2 protein-coding genes are annotated in these 2,218 nt (G+C 39.5%); one reads left to right on the forward strand and one right to left on the reverse strand.

The annotated features are described in order from the left end of the window. Nucleotides 1–302, reverse strand: a 302-nt coding sequence (locus tag BCG07_RS00795; protein ID WP_286888085.1) for an NAD(P)-binding domain-containing protein, incomplete at its 3' end; no start/stop codon positions are given. 378 nt (nucleotides 303–680) lie between these two features. Between BCG07_RS00795 and pyk the strand changes: the two genes are divergently transcribed. Beyond that, nucleotides 681–2,117 carry a pyruvate kinase gene (pyk, locus tag BCG07_RS00800; protein WP_039036906.1) on the forward strand — a complete coding sequence of 479 codons (1,437 nt, stop codon included), beginning with the start codon at nucleotides 681–683 and terminating at the stop codon, nucleotides 2,115–2,117. The last annotated feature ends 101 nt before the right edge of the window (nucleotides 2,118–2,218 follow it).

Below are 2,218 nucleotides of genomic sequence, written 5' to 3' on the forward strand. Positions count from 1 at the left end.
TCAACTATAATATCATCACACTCTACGCCTGCGTTTACCAGTTCATTACAAACGGTATCTACTAACTCACCCGCAGGAACAAGTAATAAAATAGAACGAGGTGCTTCTAAACGCCTTACCATGTCTCCTAAATCAGAAACAATGTGAAGTTTGTCAGCCATGCCTTGAGATTTAGCACAACTTATTAACTCTTCACCCGCATGTGGGTTTTTGTCATAAGCAACAAGCGTTATCCCCTTTTCTATCAAATTTAGGGCAAGATTTTTCCCCATAACGCCTAACCCGACTAATGCAACTTGCATTTAGTGTCCTCCTCGGTAACAACTATTTGGTTAGAAAATTCAATGTATTCATTCAATAATACCGCATGCTTTATACGTATACAGTAATAAAATACTAACAATGAGCCAATACAAAGTAATATTTCACTACAGGTATAAATGCCTCGCAATTATATCAAATATCATCGAGCAAAGGGTGACTAAAAGCAAAGCAAATTAAAATTATGATCATTGACGCATTTTGACACCGGTGTCATAATGATGACACAATAGTTTTGTATAAAATAGTGGCAATTCTTTTAGCTTTGCCTACAACTAAAGATATAGCTTTATAAAGCTATATCTATCGTAAACAAAATAACCGTCAACCTGCTTTCACCAAGCACACAGGAGAAATTGATGCTAAGACGCACAAAAATAGTCGCTACCCTTGGGCCCGCTACCGATAGAGATAACAACTTAGAAAAAATAATTCGCGCAGGCGCAAACGTAGTACGTTTAAACTTCTCACACGGTGTGGCTCAAGATCATAAAGACCGTGCACAAGCAGTTCGTGATATTGCAAAACGATTGAACAAACATATTGCTATCCTTGCCGACCTTCAAGGTCCTAAAATCCGTGTATCAACGTTTAAAGAAGGCAAAGTAACCCTAGAAGTGGGCGCTAAGTTTATTCTTGATGCAAAAATGGAAAAAGGGCAAGGCGATGTAAGCGCTGTAGGTATCGATTATAAAGAGCTTCCACAAGACGTATCTCCTAACGATTTACTTCTTTTAAATGATGGTTTAATTCAACTTACAGTTGATAAAGTAGTTGATCATCTAGTTCACTGTACCGTTACAGTGGGAGGTGTTTTATCAAATAATAAAGGGATTAACCGTTTGGGCGGTGGATTAACTGCCCCTGCGTTTACTGATAAAGACAAAGAAGATTTAATCACAGCAGCAGAAATCGATGTAGATTATATTGCGGTATCCTTCCCACGTAGTGGTGATGATATGCGTTACGTTCGTTCTTTAGCAGAAGCAGCAGGCTCTAAAGCGCAACTTCTTGCAAAAATTGAACGTGCTGAAGCTGTAGAAACGCAAGAAGCGATTGACGACATTGTACTTGCTTCAGATGCTGTTATGGTTGCGCGTGGTGACTTAGGTGTAGAAATTGGCGATGCTGCGTTAATGGGCAAGCAAAAGCTTATTATTCGTCGTGCTCGTTCATTGAACCGTACTGTTGTTACAGCAACGCAAATGATGGAATCGATGATCGATAACCCAATGCCAACACGTGCTGAAGTAATGGATGTTGCAAACGCAGTGCTTGATGGTACCGACGCTGTAATGCTTTCTGCAGAAACCGCAGCGGGTGATTACCCTGAAGAAACTGTAGCGACTATGGCGCGAGTTTGTTTAGGTGCTGAGTCACAAAAAGAAACACACGTATCTAAGCACCGTTTAGATAGCCGTTTTTCTAATAATGCAGAATCAATTGCTTTATCAGCTATGTATGCAGCAAACCATTTAGACTCTGTTAAAGCTATTGTAACGCTTACTGAATCAGGTAGCACAGCAAAACTAATGTCACGTATTAGTTCGGGTTTACCAATCTACTCACTATCTCGTCATGCTAGTACGCTTGGTCAAACCGCACTTTATCGTGGTGTTTACCCTGTGTTTTTTGATTCAACACAAACAGAAAAAGATGCAATGGTTAAAGCAGCTTTAGATACGCTTGTTGCCCAAGGATCGTTAGCGTCAGGTGATACTGTGATTTTAACGCATGGTGATTCAATGGAAACGGTTGGCGCAACAAATACAATGAAAATTGTTACTGTTGAGTAATTAACGCTTTAAAAAAATGCGAGCTTAGCTCGCATTTTTTATTTCTAACTATAATTTTAGCTCGCTAATGCTGCTTTTACTTTATCTCGGTAACTTCGGCT

Source organism: Pseudoalteromonas sp. ESRF-bin5, from assembly GCF_002632075.1.
GTDB lineage: Bacteria > Pseudomonadota > Gammaproteobacteria > Enterobacterales > Alteromonadaceae > Pseudoalteromonas > Pseudoalteromonas marina.